This window comes from Novosphingobium resinovorum (assembly GCF_001742225.1).
Taxonomy (GTDB): Bacteria; Pseudomonadota; Alphaproteobacteria; order Sphingomonadales; family Sphingomonadaceae; genus Novosphingobium; species Novosphingobium resinovorum_A.
The window spans coordinates 2,032,580-2,050,126 of sequence record NZ_CP017075.1 but is presented as its reverse complement, the minus strand read 5'-3'; the positions used below and the strand labels follow the sequence as shown (position 1 = coordinate 2,050,126).

At 67.1% G+C, this 17,547-nt stretch carries 17 protein-coding genes and 2 tRNA genes; 10 read left to right on the top strand and 9 right to left on the bottom strand.

Annotation, left to right across the window (positions count from 1 at the left end; all coding sequences use genetic code 11):
• The first annotated feature begins 65 nt into the window (after positions 1 to 65).
• Both BES08_RS09570 and BES08_RS09565 read left to right on the top strand, forming a co-directional pair.
• Positions 66 to 1,748 carry a CHASE domain-containing protein gene (locus BES08_RS09570; protein ID WP_069708192.1) on the top strand — a complete coding sequence of 561 codons (1,683 nt, stop codon included), beginning with the start codon at positions 66 to 68 and terminating at the stop codon, positions 1,746 to 1,748.
• A 93-nt stretch (positions 1,749 to 1,841) separates the two neighbouring features.
• Positions 1,842 to 2,189 (top strand): PilZ domain-containing protein, encoded by a 348-nt coding sequence (locus tag BES08_RS09565; RefSeq protein ID WP_008830167.1) that lies wholly within the window; start codon positions 1,842 to 1,844, stop codon positions 2,187 to 2,189.
• A gap of 137 nt (positions 2,190 to 2,326) precedes the next feature.
• Here the strand turns inward: BES08_RS09565 and BES08_RS09560 are convergent, their stop codons facing one another.
• Complete coding sequence (locus BES08_RS09560) at positions 2,327 to 3,409, bottom strand: glycosyltransferase family 4 protein (protein ID WP_036527215.1); 1,083 nt, start codon at positions 3,407 to 3,409, stop codon at positions 2,327 to 2,329.
• Positions 3,406 to 4,311: a UDP-2,3-diacylglucosamine diphosphatase gene (locus tag BES08_RS09555; protein WP_008830165.1), complete on the bottom strand. Its 906-nt coding sequence runs from the start codon at positions 4,309 to 4,311 to the stop codon at positions 3,406 to 3,408. Before BES08_RS09555 ends, BES08_RS09560 begins: the two co-directional genes overlap by 4 nt.
• Positions 4,312 to 4,586: 275 nt before the next feature.
• Between BES08_RS09555 and BES08_RS09550 the strand changes: the two genes are divergently transcribed.
• Complete coding sequence (locus BES08_RS09550; RefSeq protein WP_008830164.1) at positions 4,587 to 5,261, top strand: response regulator transcription factor; 675 nt, start codon at positions 4,587 to 4,589, stop codon at positions 5,259 to 5,261.
• Between the two features lie 145 nt (positions 5,262 to 5,406).
• Here BES08_RS09550 and BES08_RS09545 read toward each other — a convergent pair whose 3' ends face one another.
• Complete coding sequence (locus tag BES08_RS09545) at positions 5,407 to 6,015, bottom strand: LON peptidase substrate-binding domain-containing protein (RefSeq protein WP_008830163.1); 609 nt, start codon at positions 6,013 to 6,015, stop codon at positions 5,407 to 5,409.
• A 5-nt stretch (positions 6,016 to 6,020) separates the two neighbouring features.
• The gene (locus BES08_RS09540) at positions 6,021 to 6,923 is read right to left on the bottom strand and encodes a tetratricopeptide repeat protein (RefSeq protein ID WP_069708191.1); all 903 of its coding nucleotides are present in this window, start codon (positions 6,921 to 6,923) and stop codon (positions 6,021 to 6,023) included.
• Positions 6,924 to 7,137: 214 nt separating this feature from the next.
• On the opposite strand from BES08_RS09540, the gene BES08_RS09535 reads away from it, so the two are divergent.
• From BES08_RS09535 to BES08_RS09525, 3 genes are all read left to right on the top strand, one after another.
• Positions 7,138 to 7,212 (top strand) — tRNA-Gly (locus BES08_RS09535).
• Between the two features lie 111 nt (positions 7,213 to 7,323).
• Positions 7,324 to 7,668: a VanZ family protein gene (locus tag BES08_RS09530; protein ID WP_008833224.1), complete on the top strand. Its 345-nt coding sequence runs from the start codon at positions 7,324 to 7,326 to the stop codon at positions 7,666 to 7,668.
• Between the two features lie 115 nt (positions 7,669 to 7,783).
• A tRNA-Gly gene (locus BES08_RS09525) sits at positions 7,784 to 7,858 on the top strand.
• A gap of 128 nt (positions 7,859 to 7,986) precedes the next feature.
• Here BES08_RS09525 and BES08_RS09520 read toward each other — a convergent pair.
• Positions 7,987 to 9,333, bottom strand: a complete 1,347-nt coding sequence (locus tag BES08_RS09520) for a TldD/PmbA family protein (RefSeq protein WP_069708190.1) — start codon at positions 9,331 to 9,333, stop codon at positions 7,987 to 7,989.
• Between the two features lie 83 nt (positions 9,334 to 9,416).
• Complete coding sequence (locus BES08_RS09515) at positions 9,417 to 9,854, bottom strand: hypothetical protein (protein ID WP_069708189.1); 438 nt, start codon at positions 9,852 to 9,854, stop codon at positions 9,417 to 9,419.
• Positions 9,855 to 10,053: 199 nt separating this feature from the next.
• Between BES08_RS09515 and lptB the strand changes: the two genes are divergently transcribed.
• The 3 genes from lptB to BES08_RS09500 all read left to right on the top strand — a co-directional run bounded on the left by lptB (position 10,054) and on the right by BES08_RS09500 (position 13,347).
• The gene (gene lptB, locus BES08_RS09510; RefSeq protein WP_036527225.1) at positions 10,054 to 10,839 is read left to right on the top strand and encodes an LPS export ABC transporter ATP-binding protein; all 786 of its coding nucleotides are present in this window, start codon (positions 10,054 to 10,056) and stop codon (positions 10,837 to 10,839) included.
• 131 nt (positions 10,840 to 10,970) lie between these two features.
• Complete coding sequence (rpoN, locus tag BES08_RS09505) at positions 10,971 to 12,479, top strand: RNA polymerase factor sigma-54 (RefSeq protein ID WP_069708188.1); 1,509 nt, start codon at positions 10,971 to 10,973, stop codon at positions 12,477 to 12,479.
• Between the two features lie 181 nt (positions 12,480 to 12,660).
• Complete coding sequence (locus tag BES08_RS09500) at positions 12,661 to 13,347, top strand: energy transducer TonB (protein WP_069708187.1); 687 nt, start codon at positions 12,661 to 12,663, stop codon at positions 13,345 to 13,347.
• Between the two features lie 299 nt (positions 13,348 to 13,646).
• On the opposite strand, the gene dinB is transcribed toward BES08_RS09500, so the two are convergent.
• Positions 13,647 to 14,774, bottom strand: a complete 1,128-nt coding sequence (gene dinB, locus BES08_RS09495) for a DNA polymerase IV (protein ID WP_069708186.1) — start codon at positions 14,772 to 14,774, stop codon at positions 13,647 to 13,649.
• A 91-nt stretch (positions 14,775 to 14,865) separates the two neighbouring features.
• Between dinB and BES08_RS09490 the strand changes: the two genes are divergently transcribed.
• Entirely contained in the window at positions 14,866 to 16,131 is a 1,266-nt protein-coding gene (locus BES08_RS09490) for a multidrug effflux MFS transporter (protein ID WP_231957939.1), read from the top strand.
• An 18-nt stretch (positions 16,132 to 16,149) separates the two neighbouring features.
• On the opposite strand, the gene BES08_RS32785 is transcribed toward BES08_RS09490, so the two are convergent.
• Positions 16,150 to 16,296, bottom strand: a complete 147-nt coding sequence (locus tag BES08_RS32785; RefSeq protein ID WP_008829807.1) for a lmo0937 family membrane protein — start codon at positions 16,294 to 16,296, stop codon at positions 16,150 to 16,152.
• Positions 16,297 to 16,476: 180 nt separating this feature from the next.
• On the bottom strand, positions 16,477 to 17,430 hold the full coding sequence (locus BES08_RS09485; protein ID WP_069708184.1) for a phytoene/squalene synthase family protein: 954 nt from the start codon (positions 17,428 to 17,430) through the stop codon (positions 16,477 to 16,479).
• Positions 17,431 to 17,547: the final 117 nt, after the last annotated feature.

Genomic DNA, 17,547 nt, shown 5'->3' with positions numbered 1-17,547 from the left:
AGCATGATGCTTGCGTTCATAAGTGATCGCAACGCGACGGAGTTTATGGTGCAGGACGTTGCCGGGTGATTGACCAGGCTCTGCTCGACAGGGTTCAGAAGCAGGCGTGGTTCCACAGGTATCCGCGCGGCTGGCCGTTCCTGCTGTTCCTCATCGCCAGCATGACCACGGCGGTCTCCGTCATGGCGATCGAGCGCGCGGACAAGCAGACGCGCGCGATCGAACTCGACCGTCAGCTCACCGAGATTTCCTCCGCCCTCCAGCGCCGCGTCACCGAGAACATAGCGCTGCTGCGCGCAGGCAGCGCGCTGTTCGCGACCCAGGACGTCGTTTCGCCCGAACAGTTCGCCGAATTCGCGCGCGACCTGCAAGGCGACGTTACGCTCTACGGCTCGCTCGGCATGGGCTGGGCGCCGCTGATCCCGGTGGACAAGCTGGCCGCTTTCGAGTTTGCGGTGCAGGGCGGCGGACGGCTGGACTTCAGCGTCGATCCGCGCCCCGAGCCCGGCCAGAACTATGCCGTTCCGGTCTATTACCTGGAGCCGCAATCGCCGGGCAACAAGCGCGCGCTGGCCTTCGACATGTACTCCGAGCCCGTGCGCCGACAGGCGATGGAGCGGGCCATGGCCCGGCGTGGCCCGGCGGCGACGGGTGTGGTCCACCTCGCGCAGGACGGCTTCCGCCACCCGGCGCGAGATCAGCAGACCGACGCGGCGTTCCTCATCTATATGCCGGTGACGCTGGAGAGAGGCGGGCGGCGGTGGGTCAAGGGCTTCGTCTATAGCCCGTTTCGCGCGCAGACTTTCCTCGGCTCGGCCAGTGAACTCTACCGCAACGACAGCATCGACATCGCCATCTACGACGACCACGTCGCGCCGGAGACATTGCTGGCGGAACAGCGCGGCGCCGACGGGCTGACCGGCCCCACCATAGAGCGACGCATCGACGTGGCGGGGCAGGCCTGGATCGTCGAGGTCGGCGACCGTCAGGCCAACGCGCTTTCGCCGCTCTCGCGCCTGACGCTGTTCTTCGGAGCGCTCGCCTCGCTGATGGTGATGGCGATCGGGCGGCTGATCACCAAGCGCGCCGCAGAAGACCGCGTCGTTCTGGAGTGGCTGACCAGCCAGGCCTCGATCCGTAATTCGCTGACGCGCGAGTTGAACCACCGCGTCAAGAACACGCTGGCGAACGTGCTGTCGATCGCAGCACTGACGCGGCGGCGCTCGAAAGGCATCGACGATTTCACCGAAAGCCTGACTGCGCGCATCCGGGCCCTGTCGGCCACCCACGACCTGCTCTCGCAGTCCGACTGGGGCCACGCGGCGCTGGGCGACATCGTACGCTCGGAACTGGCGCCCTACATGGAAGGTAACGAGAGCCACGTCGTCATGGCCGGGCCGGGGATCAAGCTGGCGCCCAACGATGCCATGTCGCTGGGTCTGGCCATCCACGAACTGGCGACCAATGCCGCCAAGTATGGCGCGCTCAGCACGATCGAGGGGCGCATTCACGTGCAATGGACGATGGCCTCGCCCGACCTCGCGGAGATTCACTGGCGCGAGGAAGGCGGCCCTCCGGTGGCCGAGCCGACCAAGCGCGGTTTCGGGCGCGATCTTATCGAGAAGATCGTGGCGCACGAACTAAAGTCGGAAGTGGATCTCAGGTTCGAGCCGGGCGGCGTGGAATGCCGGCTCAAGGTCCCGGTCCGCGCCTCGCGCGAATTCGTGCTTAGGAACGAGCGGCGCTAGCGTCGTTCTCCGGGCCGCACCAAGCGGGGCCATTATCGATTGCTTAAGCCGTGACGCAGTAATGCCCTCGCCAGATCATCGGGGGCAATTGCGATGGAAGCGCGTAACTGGAGCCGTCATATCGTCGAGAAGGACGTCGCCTGTCTCGTCGAAGGGGCGAGGGAACAGGTGTTCCTCTACGACCTTTCCATGGGCGGCTGTATGTTCGAGATGGCCTGCGACCGCGACATGCGCGAACGGTCGGCGACGCTCGATCTGCAGGGGCAGGGCATCGTCCAGGGACAGGTGGTATGGCAGGTCGGTCGCTGCATCGGCATGCGCTTCGAGGCATTGATCCCGCAAGCCGTCGTCCGGCGTCTGGGCTTCACGCCGCCGGTCGAGGATTTCCTCGGCCGCCCGGTACGTGAACCCAGCGGACACGCTCCCCAACCGCCGCTGTGATCGGGGTCTGGCCGGGCGCGATCCGGCTTGGACTGCCTGTACCTTGGTCCCATCGCGTAAGCACCTGACAGGCGGCGCATCTCAAACCTGACCCTGGCCTCCCGCCTTCGGAGATGACAAGGCACGGGGAGGGGACGCTAGGCCGCTGACCGAAGGCCGCGTTCGGCGCTGTCCAGCGCGCCCTCGATCGCGGCGAGGAACTGGTCGGTGGCGCGTTCCCACGAATAGAGCGAGCCCAGCGCGGCGGCGTCGGTCCGCTCCACCGTCAGTGCGCCCTCGACCGCGCGGGCGAGCGAGGTATCGACCGCGCCCGCCGCCCAGCCGACACGGTGGTCCACGCCCCGTCCGTCAGGCCCGAGGATGTCGATCGGCCCGGTCACCGGGTACGCTGCCACCGGAGTGCCGCAAGCCAGCGCCTCGATGACGACGAGGCCGAAGGTGTCGGTCAGGCTGGGAAACACGAAGCAGTCGGCGCTGCGATAGGCAGAGGCCAGCGCCTCGCCCGACAGTGCGCCGAGGAACAGCACGTGCGGATAGCGGCGGCGCAGGTTGTCGAGCGCAGGGCCGTCTCCGACCACCACTTTGCTGCCGGGCACGTCGAGGTCGAGGAAGGCCTCGAGGTTCTTCTCCGGCGCGACGCGGCCAACGTTGAGCAGGACAGGACCGGGCCGCATCGCCTTCAGCGCGGTCATCTCCGCAAGGCGCGGGCCGTCGGGGCGGAACAGGGCGTGGTCGATGCCCCGGCTCCACGCGCGGGTCGGGCCGATGCCGCGTTCTTCCAGTTCGGCGGCGAGGCTGCGGGTGGAGACCATGACCGCCTGACTCTGCGCATGGAAACGCTGCAGGATCGGCCAGAAGTACTCGGCGGAGAGCCCGGTGCGCACCGCGCAGTATTCAGGAAAACGCGTGTGGAAGGCCGAAGTGAAGGGCACCCCGCGCGCCAGGCACCAGCCGCGCGCGGCCCAGCCGATCGGGCCTTCGGTGGCGATGTGGACGATGTCCGGCGCCGCCTTGTCGAGCATCCGGCGTACGCCGAAGCGCGGCGCCATCGCCAGCCGGATCGAGGCATAGCCCGGCATCGGCATCGTCAGGAAGCGGTCGGGCGTGATCGTCTCGACCTCGTGCCCGCGGGCAGTGAGGTGTTCGACGGTCGAGGTGAGCGAGCGGACGACGCCGTTGACCTGCGGCAACCAGGCGTCGGTTGCCAGGGCCAGCTTCACGATACGGCCTCCGGGGTGGCTTCCTTGTCTGCGGCGTGCTCCTCGGCGGCCGTTTCGGCGATCGTGTGGCCGCCGGTTTCCTTGACCCAGTCGATCAGCGACATGTGGCCGGTGAAGTCTTCCGCCAGTGCGGTGCAGCTTTCGACCCAATCGCCGTCGTTGTAATACGTGATGCCGCCGAATTCGCGGATCTCGGCGCAGTGGATGTGGCCGCAGACGACGCCGTCGAACCCGCGCGAGGTGGCCTCGTTGGCGACGGCTTCCTCGTAGCTGCCGATGAACTGGACGGCGTTCTTGACCTTCTTCTTCATGTAGGCCGAGAGGGACCAGTACGGCATGTGAAAGCGGCGGCGCACGGCGTTGAACACGATGTTGGCGCGCAGCAGCATCGAGTAGGCCTGGTCGCCCAGGAACGCGAGCCACTTGTGGTAGAGCACGACGCCGTCGAAGGCATCGCCGTGCGTCACCAGCAGGCGGCGGCCGTCGACGGTGGTGTGGACGTATTCCAGCGCCAGTTCGACCCCGCCGAAGCTGAGGCCCGCATAGTCGCGCAGCATCTCGTCGTGGTTGCCGGCGATGAAGATCACGCGGGTGCCGCGGTGCGCCATCTTGAGGATGCGGCGCACGACTTCGTTGTGGGCGTCCGGCCAGTACCAGCCCTTGCGCAGCCGCCAGCCGTCGACAATGTCGCCGACGAGGTAGAGCGTCTCGCACTCGTGCGCCCGCAGGAAGTCGACCAGCATGTTCGCGTTGCAGCCGCGCGTGCCGAGGTGGATGTCCGAGATCCAGATCGTGCGGTACTTGCGCTTGGGCCGGAAGCCCTTGGGATCGGGAAGGTCGAGCCAAGCGGGAATCCCGCTGTTGTTGCCACGTCCGATGAAGTCTTCGATCTGCTCGCGCATGGTCGTTCGTCCCCAAATTCCCTGCGATTTCGGGGCCTATGACAGCAGGCGGTTGCGGCGGCGTGACGGTTGCGGGTCAATTCGATGACAAGTGCCAAGCGGCGTGTTGATAAGCGATATTTCCCGATTGTTTCCGTCGTCGGGGCCGGTTTTGCGAATTCATGACCGTGTCACCGATATGTCACCGGGTCGTCATACTCGGGAGGCAAAAGCCGCGCGTACAAAGGGTCCTGACCCTGGGGGCAGACTATCTCGAAAAGGCGGACAACGGGGCGATGCGGCGGATCGACATATTGCTGGCGAGCGAACTTTCGGGTGGGCTCGCGCCGTTTCGGCATGACCAGTTCGATGTCATGCTGCATCGCTGGACCGACTTTGCCGAGCTGCCGCTGATTGAGGGGGCCTTGTGGGTCTTCATCGACTGGGTGCTACCCGAGATGTCCGGCCTCGAACTGTGCCGCCGCCTGCGCGCGGACAGCCTGACCGCCCATGCCCATGTGACCATGGTGCTGGAGGAGGACAACCAGGAAGACCGCAAGCGTGCGCTGCGCATGGGCGCGGACGACTACATGGTCGGCCCGCTGACGCGCAATGCACTGCTGGACCGGGTGCTCGGCGCCAACCTCGGCGAGCAGGACAGCGCGGGCATACGCGTCGTCACGCAGGGCGAGCTGATGGTGGACGTCGCCGCGTTCCAGGCGCGTTTCCAGGGCAAGCCGATCTCGCTCATGCCCAACGAACTGCGCCTGCTGCGCTACTTCATCGAGCACCCCGGCCGGGTATTCAGCCGCACGCAGCTGATCTCGGCGCTCGGCAAGCAGGAGCCGCCGGTGGACGAACGCACGGTGGACGTGTGGATCGGCCGCCTGCGCCGGGCGCTAAAGGGCGTGGGTGCGGGTAACCCGCTGCGTACGGTGCGTTCGCTGGGGTATGTGTTCGATACGGTTTGAGGGGAAGAGCCTGTGATGGCTCTGCCCACCCCGTCCGGCTAGGTCGCTTCGCTCCCAAGCCTTCCGGCCCTCCCGCAAACGGGAGGGCTGCAGGTCGCTTCTCCCCTCCCGCTTGCGGGAGGGGTTGGGGGTGGGCCTCGCCGCCCTACTGCAACGTCGCCCCATCCTCGTCACCATCGCCCGCGCGGCCGAAGAACTGCATCAGCTGCACCAGCAACTCGCACCGCGCCGAGAGCCCCGAGGCTTCCAGCAGCGCCTGCTTGGCGGCCGGATCGAACGGCGCGATCTGCGAGACGCCGTTGATCAGCGACATGTCGTCGAGCCGCCCGACCTGCTCCCAGTCGACCACATAGCCCTGCGCCTGCGCGAACCGCTTCGCCTCGCGCTCGAAGCTGGCGCGCTCGATCGGGGCGAGCACTTCCTCGGGCTCTTCCAGCAGCTCCGCCTCGACCTGACGGAACGGCGTCGTCACGTCGAGTTCGCGCAACACGCGGAAGCGTTTCTCGCCGTCGAGAATGATGTTGAAGCGGCCGTCTTCCAGCGCCTCGACATCGCCGATGCGGCCCAGGCACCCCACCGCGAAGAGCGGGGCGCCCTCGAAGCCCTTCTGCGGCTGGATCATGCCGATCAGCCGGTCGCGTGCGAGGGCGTCGCTCACCATCGCGCGGTAGCGCGGCTCGAAGATGTGGAGCGGCAGTTGCAGCCCCGGATAGAGCACCGCGCCGGTCAGCGGGAAGATGGTGATCCGCGCCAACCGCGTCAGCCGAACAGGACGGTCGAGAGCTTGCGGCGCGTGGCCGAAACCCAGGGATCTTCCAGCCCGATCGCTTCGAAGATCTGCAGCAGCTTGGCCTTGGCCGCGCCCTCGTTCCATTCGCGGTCGGCGGCGATCATGCGCAGCAGCGTTTCGGCGGCGCCGTCGCGCTCACCGGCGGCGAAGGCGGCACCGGCGAAGGCGAACTGCGCTTCCATGTCGGCGGGGCGCTCGGCTGCGGCGGCGCGCAGGGCGGCCAGTTCGCTGTCCTCGGGCTTGTCCTTGGCGAGTGCCAGCACGCCGCGCGCGCGCTCCACATGCGGGTCGGTGGAGAGCGGTTCGCCCAGCGAATCGAGAACCTGCTCGCCTTCCTCGATCCGCCCGGCGGCGACGAAGGCGCGGACCAGGCCGCCGAGCACTTCGCCGTTGTCGGGCGCCATCTCGAGGATCTGCATGAAGATGCTGGCGGCGCGTTCGCCGTCACCCTCGGCCAGCGCTTCCTCGCCCATGGCGATCAGCGGGGCGAGGTCAGGCGCGGGCTCGGCGCCGCCCGGCTGTACCGGCAGCTTGGCGAGCAACTGATCGAGCATGCCCTTGAGCTGCGATTCGGTGCGGGCGCTGGTGAGGTCCGCCACCGGCTGGCCCTGGAAGATCGCGTAGACGGTCGGGATCGACTGCACGCGGAACTGCGCGGCGATGAACTGCTCCTCATCGACGTTGACCTTGGCGAGCATCACGCCCTTGTCGGCGTATTCGGCGGCGACCTTTTCCAGCACCGGGGTCAGCGCCTTGCAGGGGCCGCACCACTCGGCCCAGAAGTCCAGGATCACGAGCTGGGTCATCGAAGGTTCGGCGACCGCCTTGCGGAACCGGTCCACGGCCTTCTGCTCGTCGAGGTTGAGACCCATGCTGGCCAAGATTCGTGCTCCAATTACGAAAAATCAATTCCCTAGATTGGCCTTTCGCGCGCGTTTGTGAAGGGAGAATGCGCCAATTCGGCCCGTTTCCGAGGCTGTCGCAAAAACTTTGTCTTTTATGCTTGCCGACCTTTCGAACCGCTGCTAGTGGGCCGCCTCCACACCGGACGGGCCGCTTTCCAGCAGGCCTTTTCGAAACGCCAGAGCGGGCGTAGCTCAGTGGTAGAGCACAACCTTGCCAAGGTTGGGGTCGAGGGTTCGAATCCCTTCGCCCGCTCCAGTTTCCCTACATCGCAAAAATACCTCCCTGAAGGGACCCGCGGTGTTCTGCGCGTCCGGGATCGGGCAAGTTCAGTTTGAATTTGCTGCGCCGCACCACGATAGTGGTGTCATGCAGAACCTCTTCCGAATCCTGTTCTGGCTGGCGCTGGTCTTTGCCGTGACGATGGCCGTGCTGCCGCATCCGCCGCACTTTCCCGGTGAGCCCAGCGACAAGTTCCAGCACATGATGGCCTTTGCGACGCTCTCGGTGCTGGGCGTGCTCGGCTATCCGCGCGTGCCCAAGCTGGCAATCGCGGCAGGGCTGGTGCTGCTCGGCGCGGGAATCGAGGTGGTGCAGATGATCCCGGCGCTCCACCGCGATGCGGAACTGATGGACCTCGTCGCCGACACTTTCGCGATCCTCGTCATGCTCGGCGCGATCAGCCTTGCGTTGGGGCTGCGCAAGGCTCGGTAAAATGTGTGACGCATTTTTTGTGACGGGGGGCTCTTGCAGAGGTCGCGAACCGCTGCTAGTGGCCCCTCCACCCGGACGGAAGCGGTCTTCATCGCGCTGTCCGTCAAACGCCAGAGCGGGCGTAGCTCAGTGGTAGAGCACAACCTTGCCAAGGTTGGGGTCGAGGGTTCGAATCCCTTCGCCCGCTCCAGTTTGACCTTCCAGACATCGATGGTGCGGAGGCGTTATACGCCGCCGCTTGAGCCAAGCGCCCGTAATCCCAGCTTTCGCTGGGATGACGGGGTTTGTTTGAGGCGTTGATGCGTACCGGCGAGGGAATCAATCCCCCGCCATGGTCATCCCGTCCACGCGCAGCGTCGGCACGTTGATCGCGCGGTGCCATTCGAGGTCGTTCGCCGCCGTCAGCTGCGCGAACATGCGCAGCAGGTTGCCCGCCACGGTGAATTCCGCCACCGGCCCGGCCAGCTCGCCATCGACGATGCGGAAGCCCGCGGCGCCGCGGCTGTAGTCGCCGGTGACGCCGTTGACGCCCTGGCCGATCAGTTCGGTCACGTAGACCCCGTCCTTCACGTCCGCCATCAGTTCTTTGGGCGACAGCGTCCCCGCCGCGAGGTGGACGTTGCCGGTCGATACGCCCGGAGCGCCGCCGCCGTTGCGCGCGGCGTGGCCGGTCGGCGCAAGGTTCAACTGCCGCGCCGAGGCCGAATCGAGCAGCCAGCCGGTCAGGCGCCCGTCCTCGACAATATTGCGTGCCGAGGTGGCGAGGCCCTCGCCATCGAACGGGCGCGAGCGCAGGCCGCGCGGGGTGTGCGGATCGTCGGCGATCAGGATGCCGGGGGCGAAGATCTGTTCGCCCAGCTTTTCCAGCAGGAAGCTGGAGCGGCGCGTGATGGCGCTGCCGGTGATCGCGCCGAGCAGGTGGCCGACCAGCGAACTGGACACGCGCGGGTCGAAGATCACCGGCATGGCGCCGCTCTTGAGCTTGCCGGAGCCGAGCTTGGCGACGGTGCGCTCCCCGGCAAGGCGGCCGATTTCGGCGGGGGAGGGCAAGTCTGCATGGTGGTGCGTGCTGCGCCAGGCGTTGTCGCGCTGCTTGTCCGAGCCGTCGCCGCCGACGACCGAAGCGCTCAGCGAATGGCTGGTCGAGCCGTAGGCGCCAGAAAAGCCGTGGCTGGTGGCGAGCGCGAAGACGCCGTGCCCGAAGCTGGCGGTGCCGCCGTCGGAATTGGTGATGCCGGATACCGCGCGCGCGGCGTCCTCGGCCTCCAGTGCGGCTTCGCGCAGGGCCTCGGGGCTGGGTTCGTGCGCGTCGATCAGATCGAGGTCGGGCCAGGGGCCGCGCGTCAGCAGTTCATCGGGGGCGAGGCCGGCATAGGCGTCCTCGGGCGCGGCGCGGGCCATGTCGATGGCGCGGGCGGCCAGTTCGTCGAGCGCGGCGGGGGAGAGGTCGGACGAGCCGATGCTGGCCGAGCGCTTGCCCACGAAGACGCGCAGCGCGATGTGCTCACTTTCGGAGCGTTCAACGTCCTCCAGCTTGCCGAGACGGACCTGGATGCCTTCGGAGGAACTGGCGCCATAGACCGCGTCGGCGGTCTCGGCCCCGGCGCGGCGCGCGCGCTCCACGAGGTCAAGCGCGCGGTCCCTTGCCTGATCCGGACTGAGCATGACCTGTGAAACTCCCGATAAAAAGCCGAACTTGCGGCCTTGCCCTAGTCGCGGTGCAGGCGAAGGGCAAACGGGAGTTGCGATCAGGCGAAGAGGAGGGCCAGTCCCTTGAACAGTGCGGTGAGGGCGAAAGGCAGGCCGATCGCCAGAAGCCACAGCGCCAGCCGGTCACGTCGGTAGTAAGGCGCGAGGGCCGGGTCGTGCGCCTGTTCGTCGGTCAGCCCGTTCCAGCGCGCTTCGAAGCGGCGGCACGCCGGGATGATCGCGACGACGAGGATCACCAGCGCGAAGTACGGCAGCAGCGAGCCGCCATGCGCCTTGAGCGCGCCGATGGTAACGAAGATCTGCAGCGCCGTGTAGACCAGCAGCGCATAAGCGATGTGGTCGCTCATCTTGCGGCGCCAGTCTGCAATTGGCGAATCCGTCACCGGTCCGCCGTATGATCCCGAGTGCGACTGCTCGGGGTGGGAACTGGAACCTCGCACCGGCTGGTGCGCTGCATGGTCCGTCATCCTGTCCATAAGGGCGATTCTCCTCGACCTCTTGATGCTGAGTACATCACCGAAAGGCGTTCATGACAAGTTCAGTTCCAGATTCCGCAAGTGCGAAGGGCTCCGCAGTCCGATTTCCCCCGAGTCATGCACGAAACCTGCCAGTCGCGTCGCCTAAGCGGAAATGCCGTCTTGCGGGGGCGTGCCTGCCTGCGGTAAGTGCCCGGCGATGACGGCAGAATTTCAGCAGGATCACGGCCCCGCAGCCACCGACTCCGCACTTCTGGCGGAGCGTGGCGGGCTGGAGGTCATCTCAATCGCCAAGAGCTACGACAAGCGCGCAGTTCTCACCGACATTTCGCTTTCGGTCGCGAAGGGCGAAGTGCTGGGCCTGCTCGGGCCGAACGGCGCGGGCAAGACGACGTGCTTCTACTCGATCATGGGGCTGGTCCGGCCCGACTCCGGGCGTATCCTGATGGACGGCGTCGATGTGACCCGCCTGCCGATGTACCGCCGTGCGATCCTGGGTCTGGGCTATCTGCCGCAGGAAACCTCGATCTTCCGGGGCATGACGGTGGAACAGAACATCAGCGCGGTGCTCGAACTGAACGAGCCCGACCGCGATGTGCGGCAGGCCGAGCTTGACCGCCTGCTCGACGAATTCGGCCTGACCCGCCTGCGCACCAGCCCGGCGATGGCGCTCTCGGGCGGTGAACGCCGCCGCTGCGAAATTGCCCGCGCGCTGGCCGCCAAGCCCTCGATCATGCTGCTCGACGAGCCGTTCGCGGGCATCGACCCGCTTTCGATCTCGGACATCCGCGACCTCGTGCGCGATCTCAAGACGCGCGGCATCGGCGTGCTGATCACCGACCACAACGTGCGCGAGACCCTCGACATCGTCGACCGCGCCTGCATCATCTACGGCGGCCAGGTGCTCTTCGCCGGCAGCCCGGAAGCGCTGGTGGCGGACGAGAACGTGCGGCGCCTCTATCTGGGCGAAGGCTTCACGTTGTGATTCTTCGGCGTGCCGGGGCCAATCGTGGTGCAGGTGCTTCGACAAGCTCAGCACGAGCGGGGTTGGGGGTGGATTTCCTTTTCCCGCTCATCCTGAGCTTGTCGAAGGATCACAGCACGGACCTCTGATCGATGGCGCTGGGGCCGCGCCTCGATCTCAGGCAGAGCCAGTCGCTGGTCATGACGCCGCAGCTTCAGCAGGCGATCAAGCTGCTGGCGCTGTCCAACCTCGAGATCGAGACTTTCATCGGAGAGGCGCTCGACGCCAACCCGCTTCTTGACGTGGGCGCGCAGGCGCCTGCCGCCGAGACGGTGGAGGCACCCGCCGAGGCGCGCGTAACGGCGCTGGAGACGTCCGGCGTGGATCGCCTGATCGGCGAGGGCCGCGCTGCTGACGATCGCCCGCTCGACATCGATACCGGCGCTTTCGACCGTGACCGCGACACCGGCGACGGCGCCGTCCGCGACGAGACATGGGGCGCGGACCTGCGGCTCAGCGGAGCATCGGGCGGCGAGGAAGGCCCCGGCATCGACGAACGCGCGGCCCTCGGCGGCACGCTGGCCGAACACCTCGAAGCTCAAGTCGGCGCGGTCGCGCGCGATCCCTTCACCGAGGGCGTCGCGCGCTACATCATCGGCCAGCTCGACGAGGCGGGCTACCTGCCGGTGAGCCTGTCCGAACTTGCGGGCGACCTCGGCGTCGATCCCGGCGAGATGGAGGAAGGGCTGGCGCTGGTCCAGGCGCTCGACCCCACCGGCGTCGGTGCGCGCAGCCTGTCCGAATGCATCGCCCTGCAGGCGCGCGAGGCGGACCGCTACGACCCGCTCATGGCGAAGATGATCGAGAACCTCGATCTGCTGGCAAAGGGCGAACTGCCCCGGCTCAAGCGCATCTGCGGGGTGGACGACGAGGATTTCGCCGACATGCTGGCGGAACTGCGCAGCTACGATCCCAAGCCCGGCCTGCGCTTCGGCGGCGAGCCGAGCGGCGCGGTGACGCCCGATATTCTGGTGACGCCCCGTGCCGATAGCGGCTGGGACATCGCGCTCAACCAGGCGACCTTACCGCGCCTGATCGTCAATCGCGGCTACTACATCGAGCTGAAGGGCGAGTGCGACGACAAGGCTTCGCGCGCGTGGCTGTCGGACAAGCTGGCGGATGCGAACTGGCTGATCAAGGCGCTCGATCAGCGGCAGAAGACCATCCTCAAGGTCGCGGCCGAGCTTGTGAAGCAGCAGGACGGCTTCTTCCGCAATGGCGTCTCGCACCTCCGGCCGCTGACCCTGCGCGCGGTGGCGGAAGCGATCGGCATGCACGAATCGACCGTCAGCCGCGTGACCTCGAACAAGTTCCTCAACTGCCCGCGCGGGACTTACGAGCTGAAGTACTTCTTCAGTTCGGGCGTCGCCTCGGCGGACGGCGAGGGCGGGGCCTCGGCCGAGGCGGTCAAGGCGGCGATCCGCCAGCTCATCGATGCCGAGGATGCGAAGGCGATCCTGTCCGACGACGCGCTGGTGGATCTGCTGAAGGGCAAGGGCTTCGAACTCGCCCGGCGTACCGTCGCCAAATACCGCGAGGCGATCGGGCTCGGCAGTTCGGTGCAGCGTCGCCGCCAGAAGGCACTCGCAGGCGCGCGTTGATTTCGCGCGCTATTGCAATGCAGCGCATGCTAACCACGCTGATCATGTGGGCGCCCTGTTAAATACTTGGCATGTTTAGTAAAAAGTAATTTGCAAGAATTATGACTGTGTTATCTTCTCGCTGACCGGTGCCGTACCTGCGGTGAACGGCAGGATACGGGCCGCTGTTGAGGAGAAGCCCATGTCTTATGTCGACGGGAATTCCGGAAGTACACGCAAGGCTCTGACTGGTGGTGCCGTCGTCCTGATCCAGGGCGGTCTGGCACTGGCGCTGATCAACGGTTTCGCGGTGACCTTCTTCGAGAAGGAGAAGCCGCCGCACCTTGCCAGCGAGTTCTTCCCCACCAAGCCCGTCACCCCGGACCTGCCGCCACCTCCGACCGCAGAGCCGGACCAGAAGCTGGTGCGAGACACGCCGATCAGCGCGCCGCTGCCGCGCTTGGACATCACGCCCAAGGCCGCGATCACCGGCGTCACCGTCGATCCGATGCCGGTAAGCGGCGCCACCGAGTTCAGCAGCGACTTCGTGCTGCCCTCCACCGCGCCGAGCGAACCGGCGGCCCGTTTCACGCCCAAGGTCGCCCGGCCGCGTGGAAATGTCGCGGGCTGGGTCACCACTGCCGACTACCCGACCGCTGACATTCGCGCAGGGAATACCGGGACGGTGCGCTTCCGCCTCGCCATCGATGCCGATGGCCGCGTGTCGGCCTGCACGGTCACGCAGTCGAGCGGCTTTCCCGGCCTCGATGCGGCGACCTGCCGCAACGTCACGCGGCGCGCCCGCTTCGATGCGGCGAGCGATGCCACCGGCGGCAGGGCTGCAGGGACTTACGACGGGACCATCCGCCGGGTGATCCCGAACGACTGAAGCGCCCTTGGCGGCCTTCGGGTCGCCCGGCCGGGGTGTGGCTCGTTCCGCCAACCAGAGCCCGCTCCGGCCGTCAATTATGGCGGGAACTTGTGGGGCGGACGCGGGTTTAGTGATTGTGTCCCCGGTCAAGGGCGGTCTTCAGGGGCCGCCCTTCCATTTTTTGGGGCCGCTTATCCTCCCTGTCGCGCAGCGATGGGGAGGTGGCAGCCCGCAGGGCTGACGGAGGGGTTTCTCCCCCTCCACTCCTCGCTACGCGAGCGGTCCCCCTCCCCATTCCTTCGGAACAGGGAGGATTCCTACAACAGCGATAACTGCCCGTCCTTCGCGGGCCTCGCGTCTTCCTCGCGCTGCTCCAGCGCCGAAAGCGTCAGGCCCATCAGGCGGATCGGCTGGGGCAGGGGCAAGTGGTCCTCCAGCAAGGCATGGCCGATCGCCGAGAACTCCGCCTTGTCCGCCACGAAATGATGCAAAGAGCGGGCGCGGGTGAGGGTCTGGAAGTCGGCGTAGCGCAGCTTCATCGTCACCGTCCGGCCGCGCGCGCCGGAACGTTCGATGCGCTCCCATACCACGTCGACGATGTGGTCCATGGTTTCGCGCAGGGCCACCGGGTCCTCGATGTTCTCGAAGAAGGTGCGCTCGCCGCCTACCGACTTGCGCGGGCGATCGGCACGTACCTGGCGCAAGTCGACGCCCCGTGCGGCGCGGAACAGGTACTCGGCGAAGCTGCCGAAGTTGGCGCGCAGGAAGGCGAGGTCCTTGCCCGCAAGGTCGGCGCCGGTCTCGATGCCGAGGCGCGCCATCTTCTCCGCCCCGCGCGGGCCGACGCCGTGGAAGCGGCGCACCGGTAGCCCGGCGACGAACTGCGCGCCCTCGCCGGGGCGGATGACGCAGAGGCCATCGGGCTTGTTCTGGTCGCTGGCGAGCTTGGCGAGGAACTTGTTGTAGGACACCCCGGCACTGGCGGTCAGCTGTGTGTCGGCCTTGATCCGGCGGCGGATTTCCTGCGCGATGCGGGTGGCCGAGCCGATGCCCTTGAGGTCGGCGGTGACGTCGAGATAGGCCTCGTCGAGCGAGAGCGGTTCGACATGGGGGGTATAGTCGAGGAAGATCGCGCGGATCTGCTGGCTGACCTCGCGGTAGACCTCGAAGCGCGGCTTGCGGAACACGAGGTCCGGGCAAAGGCGAACGGCGCGGGCGGAGGGCATTGCCGAACGCACGCCGAACTTGCGCGCTTCGTAGCTCGCCGCCGCCACCACGCCCCGTCCGGACGAGCCGCCGACCGCTACGGGAAGCCCCCGGATCGAGGGATCGTCACGCTGCTCGACGCTGGCGTAGAAGGCGTCCATGTCGACGTGAATGATCTTGCGCAGGCCGTCGGCCTCGTCCTCTCCCGATCCGGGGCGATGATCGTCCTGCGAAAACATGTGATATCATATAGCGCTGTTCGGGCCGAATGCGCCATCCGGAGCGGGATTTCACTGGCCATCCAATGCCAAGTGCGGCATGCGCCAGCGCATGACCTCCCCCGCACCACGCTCCGACAAGTTCCCGATGGGGGAGCTCGAATTCGTCGTCATGATGGCCTCCTTCCAAGCCCTGCAGGCGCTGGCGATCGACGTCATGCTGCCGGCGCTCGGCGCGATTGGCACCGACCTGCACCTGGCCGACCCCAACCGGCGCCAGCTGATCGTCGGCGTGTTCCTGATCTGCTCGGGGCTCGGTTCGCTGTTTCCGGGGGCGCTGGCCGACCGTTTCGGGCGGCGTCCGGTGGTGCTGACGGCGATCACTTCCTACGTGCTGCTCTCCATGGTCTGCGCGGTTTCGGCCAGCTTCGAGTTGCTGCTGATCGCGCGCGGCATGATGGGCTTCGTGACCTCGGCGATGATCGTCATGCCGATGACCATCCTGCGCGACCGGTTCGAGGGCGACCGCATGGCGCGCAGCCAGTCGCTGATCGCGATGACCTTCATGGTGGTGCCGATGATCGCGCCGATGCTGGGGCAGACGGTGCTGCTGTTCGCGGGATGGCGCTGGATCTTCGGGATCATGGGCGGCCTTGCCGCCTGCGTCTTCGCCTGGGCGTGGACTCGCCTGCCGGAAACGCTGCACCCCGATTTCCGCCAGCCCGTGCGCTTCGGCGTGATCGCGGGGAACATGGGGCTGGCGCTGAAGGAGCGCGCGTCACTCGGCTATTTCCTGGGCGCGGCCTTCGTGCAGGCGGCGCTGTTCGGCTACATCAACAGCGCGCAGCAGCTGGTGGGCGAGCACTTCGGCGCGGGCACGATGTTCCCGGTGATCTTCGGCTGCATGGCGCTGGTGATGGCCTGCACCAACTTCGCCAACGCCCGCATCGTCGAGCGGTTCGGTGCGCGGCGCGTCTCGCACGCGGCCCTGCTGTGCTACATCGCGGTGGGCGCGCTTCATCTCGCGCTGGCGATGCGGGGCGAAGGGCTGTGGACCTTCCTGCCGCTGATGACGCTGTCGATGTGCATGCTCAGCTTCATCGGCTCGAACTTCCAGGCGATCTCGCTGCAGCCTTTCGCGCGGATCGCGGGGGCGGCGGCCTCGGTCATGGCGTTCGTGCGAATGGTGCTGGGGGCGACGCTGGGGTCGCTGATCGGACAGGCTTACGACGGCACCGCGCGGCCGATCATGGCGGCCATGGTGATCTGCGGGCTCATCGCGCTGGTACTGGTGCTCTATTCGGAGGGCGGACGGCTGTTCCGCCGGCTCAACCCGCCGGAGTATTACCGCAATGCGCCTCCGCCAGTCGGTCACTGACGGGGCGCACGCGCTTTTTTATACCCTGCGGCCGCGGAACAGCTGCACGAGACCCACGACGATGGCGATCACCAGCAGCACGTGGATCAGCGCGCTGGAAACATGGAACACGACGAAGCCGAGCAGCCAGAGCACGATGAGGATGGCGGCGATGGTGAATAGCATGGACGTAGCTCCCAACAGTTGTGTGCGTGGGTAACGCCGGGTCCTACGGATTTGTTTCCGGTCTATTGCTTAGAGGGTTTCACGTCGTCCCGGACTTGATCCGGGACCGCTGGCCATGAACGGTCCACCTCGCGGCGCGCGCAGCACTGTTCCGGCCTAAAGGTCGCCAGCGGTCCCGGATCAAGTCCGGGACGACGAAAGGCCTGCCAGTTCGCGGCGCGATGGCCGGGGTATCGGCGCGGGTACGGGCTCACGCTTCGCTTCGAAGAAAGCGCCGGCAATCAGGCGGAGCTTTTGCGGCATGCTCACCCTAGCGCGGTGATCCCATGCATGGGCGCCGAGCCGCTCCACCTCCCGCGCGATGCCGCCGTAGATGCCTGCCGCCGAGAGCACGGCCCAGCGCTGCCGGAACGCCAGCTTCGCCGCGCCGACGCGGGCGGAGGCCTCGTATTCGCGCGCCATCGCGCAGGCCCGCGCGACTTGCGGGACGAGGGCGTGGCGATAGTGCGGCTTGGTGATCTCGCCGGGGGGGATGTCGGCCTCCACCAGCCATTCGACCGGCAGGTAGCAGCGGCCGTTGGCGTCGTCCTCCCACACGTCGCGCACGATGTTGGCGAGCTGGAAGGCGATGCCGAGGTCGCAGGCGCGGTCGAGCGTGTCCTCGTCGTCGGCGGGCACGCCCATGACGGCGGCCATCATCACCCCCACCGCGCCCGCTACGTGGTAGCAGTAGCGCAGCATGTCGGTTTCGGAGCGCGGGCGCCATTCGGCGGCGTCGAGCGCGAAGCCGGCGAGCACGTCCTCGACCATGGCGGGGGTGATCGGCGTCTCGCGCATGAGCTGGCCGAGTGCGTCGAAGGCGGGCGAGCCGGTCGCCTCCCCGGCCATCGCCAGTTCGGTGAGGGTGCGGATCGTGGCGAGGCGCGATTCGGGGTCGAGCTTGCCGGGGGTGGACATACCGCCGTGATCCTGCTCGTCGGCGATGTCGTCGCAGGCGCGGCACCAGGCGTAGAGCAGCCAGACCCGCTCGCGCGTTTCGCGGTCGAACAGGCGGCTGGCGGCGGCGAAACTCTTCGAGCCGCGCCGGATGGACTCGTGGGCTTCGGCCACGAGGGCGGCACGGTTAAACGGCATTCCTGCTCCCCTCCCGCTTGCGGGAGGGGCTGGGGGTGGGCTTGGGTGCCACTGACTTGCGGGAAACAGGCCCACCCCCGGCCCCTCCCGCAAGCGGGAGGGGAGACAGGCAGGCCA